Origin of the sequence: Burkholderia sp. HAN2018 (assembly GCF_024704855.1) — a bacterium.
Classification (GTDB): domain Bacteria; phylum Pseudomonadota; class Gammaproteobacteria; order Burkholderiales; family Burkholderiaceae; genus Burkholderia; species Burkholderia cepacia.
Genome location: NZ_QOBB01000435.1, coordinates 1 through 2,698 on the forward strand (window position 1 = coordinate 1; position 2,698 = coordinate 2,698).

The 2,698-nt window shown below is 69.1% G+C and carries 3 protein-coding genes and 1 pseudogene; 2 read left to right on the top strand and 2 right to left on the bottom strand.

Features of this window, described 5'->3' with window-relative positions; genetic code table 11:
- A pseudogene (locus DPV74_RS40630) lies at window positions 1–187 on the top strand (MFS transporter); the annotation flags it as partial.
- A gap of 10 nt (window positions 188–197) precedes the next feature.
- On the opposite strand, the gene DPV74_RS40635 reads toward DPV74_RS40630, so the two are convergent.
- A complete protein-coding gene (locus tag DPV74_RS40635; RefSeq protein WP_060194919.1) occupies window positions 198–1,133 on the bottom strand; it encodes a hypothetical protein in 936 nt (311 codons plus the stop codon).
- 68 nt (window positions 1,134–1,201) lie between these two features.
- Window positions 1,202–1,672, bottom strand: a complete 471-nt coding sequence (locus DPV74_RS40640) for a helix-turn-helix domain-containing protein (protein ID WP_027791036.1) — start codon at window positions 1,670–1,672, stop codon at window positions 1,202–1,204.
- A 153-nt stretch (window positions 1,673–1,825) separates the two neighbouring features.
- On the opposite strand from DPV74_RS40640, the gene DPV74_RS40645 reads away from it, so the two are divergent.
- On the top strand, window positions 1,826–2,698 hold an 873-nt coding region (locus DPV74_RS40645; protein ID WP_162923312.1), incomplete at its 3' end, for an MFS transporter.

A 2,698-nucleotide genomic window follows, 5' to 3' on the forward strand; every position in this document is an offset into this window, starting at 1 on the left:
GGGCGTGGCCGCGTTCGGCGCACTCGCCGGCGGCGGCGGCGCGGCGCAGGTCGTGGACGGGTTGCGGATCGAAACGGCCGTGTCGGTCGCGCTGCTGGTCGCCGCCGCGCTGCTCGCGACGCTGGTGCGGCCCGATGCGCATCGCGGCGCATCGTCCGTGCGTCAGGCCGTGCCGGCGGCCGATTGAACGGCTGCGGTCATGCGTCGCCGGGGTCCCGCTGGATCAGGTGACGCCACGGAAAAACGTTGTCCTTGAAGTGACTCACGTAACCGCCGCTGCCGGCCTGGATCACCATGAACGACAGCCGCGGATGCAGCGCCTGCAGCGCTTCGAGCGCTTCCCGGTCGAGACAGGTGTTTCTCAGTGTCAGCGTGCGGAGCCGCTGGCCGGCGCGACTCTTCAGCAGGCGCTCGTAGGCGTCGAACGACGTCACGCTGCCGGCGGCGCGCTCGCGTTTCCACGTCGAATGCAAGGCGGTCGACTCGGAGAAATCGAGCCAGCCGAGCGACGGCAGGTTGTCGCAGTCCGCCAGATGGTCGATGAACTGCTGCGTGTCGTCTCCGCCGCCGATGCGCAGCCGCTCGAGATGCGCAAGCGGCACATCGAAGAAGCGCGCATCGGGCGCGTTCGGCACCGTCAGCTCGGCGAGAAACGGCGCCTTCGCGGCAAAGCGGGCAATCTCGCCGCCCTCCTGCATGATCAGGTCGCGACGCACGATCATCGACTGGTTGTGATCGGCCGGCTCGGTCGGCCGCACGTACAGCGAGCGCAGCATCGGAAAGCGCGCATCCGAATCGAGCAGCGGCCCGAAATCCCATTCGCGCGTGCCGTTCGCCCCTTCGTCGATGCCGCTGAACGCGAGGTCGGTCACGAGATCCGCGACGTCCCGCAACGCCAGACACTGCAGCGTCCAGTCGAACGGTTCCTCCCAGGCGCCGCCGAAGTACCGGACGTGCAGCCCCGCCCGCATCGGCGCGACGGTGACATGGTTGAAATCGGTCTGCCACAGCGGCTCCGCGGGATCGGCATGGTCGCGCCCGTACTCGGCGCCCTCGCGCTCGCAGAAGTCGTGAATGCGCCGCTGCAGGTCGAGCAACAGCCGATAAGCGGCGGAATCCAGCGGATGGGACATGGCGATGCAGTTCCGGTCGGCAACGATCGCGACAGTCTATCCGACCGTGCAGCCGTCGCGCACGACGCTCATCGCCGCCGTGCGCCCGTTTCGTCGCCGACCTTCTTCACGACCGTCTCGCCCGCCTTCACCGGCCGGCCGTCGTCGTGGCGCAGCGCGAGCTTGCGGATCGCGCGCCCCGTCTGGCGGTCGACCAGCACCGAATGCGGCTCGCCTCGCGCGAACAGGTTCGCCTCGCCCCACTGCCGCAGCATCACGATCACCGGGAACAGCCCTTCGCCCTTCCTGGTCAGCACGTACTCCTGATACGCGCTGCCGTCGGACGCCGGCACGACGTCGAACACGCCCGCATCCACGAGCATCCTGAGCCGGTCGGACAGGATATTGCTCGCGACGCCGAGGCTCGCGCGGAAATCGCCGAACCGGCGCACCCCGTCGAACGCATCGCGCACGATCAGCAATGCCCAGCGATCGCCGACGATATCGGTCGCCCGTGCCACCGGGCACGGCGAATCCGCAAGACTTTTCTGCCTGGCCATGTGCCTCTCCGCAATCGTGCCGGCCGCCTTCGCGACAACGCCGGCCATCCGTGCACGGACGTCTCGCCCGCCGCACAACAGGTTGCATTTTAAAACCACTTTTCCTACACTCACACCAGTTTCAAATTGCAACTACTTTGCGCGAGGAAATCCATGGCGTCTTCCTGTCGTTCCGGCACCGTTGCATCGAACGCATCCGCGCCTGCCGCGCATCCGGCCGCGGTCGGCACCCTGTCCACGGCGCGCGTCGCGGCGCTGGCCGTCTGCTGCGCGGCCAGCGTCGCGAATGTCTACTACGCGCAACCGCTGCTCGATTCGATCGCGCGAGATTTCGGCATGTCGCAGGCGGCCGTCGGCGGCGTCATCACCGCGACGCAGCTCGGCTGTACGCTCGCGCTGCTGTTCGTCGTGCCCCTCGGCGACCTGCTGAACCGCAAGCGCCTGATCGCCGTGCAGCTTCTGCTGCTGACGGCGGCCTGCATCGGCGTCGCCGCATCGTCGACGCGCATTGCGCTGCTGGCAGGGATGGTCGCGGTCGGACTGCTCGGCACCGCGATGACACAAGGGCTGATCGCCTGCTCGGCCGCGCTCGCGGGCACCGGCGAACGCGGGCGCGTGGTGGGTGCCGCGCAAGGCGGTGTCGTGGTCGGGTTGCTGGCCGCACGCTCGCTGGCCGGCGTCGTCACCGACATCGCGGGCTGGCGGGCCGTCTATCTGGTATCCGGCGCGCTCGCGATCGCCATGCTCGTCGTGCTGTCGCGACTGTTGCCGGACGAGAACGGGCCGCGCGAGCGCATCGGCTACGCGGCGCTGCTGCGATCGATGGTGTCGCTGCTGCGCGACGAACGCGTGCTGCGCGTGCGCGGCGCGATCGCGCTGCTGATGTTCGCGGCATTCAGCATCTTCTGGAGCGCACTGGTGCTGCCGCTGAGCGCACCGCCGCACGCGATGTCGCATACGCAGATCGGCGCCTTCGGCCTCGTCGGCGCACTGGGCGCGGCGGCCGCCGCCCGCGCGGGCCGGCTC

Bases quoted from the DNA above. Each gene is read 5' to 3' on its own strand.
- DPV74_RS40640 (WP_027791036.1), bottom strand. From the start codon at position 1,672: ATGGCCAGGCAGAAAAGTCTTGCGGATTCGCCGTGCCCGGTGGCACGG.
- DPV74_RS40635 (WP_060194919.1), bottom strand. From the start codon at position 1,133: ATGTCCCATCCGCTGGATTCCGCCGCTTATCGGCTGTTGCTCGACCTG.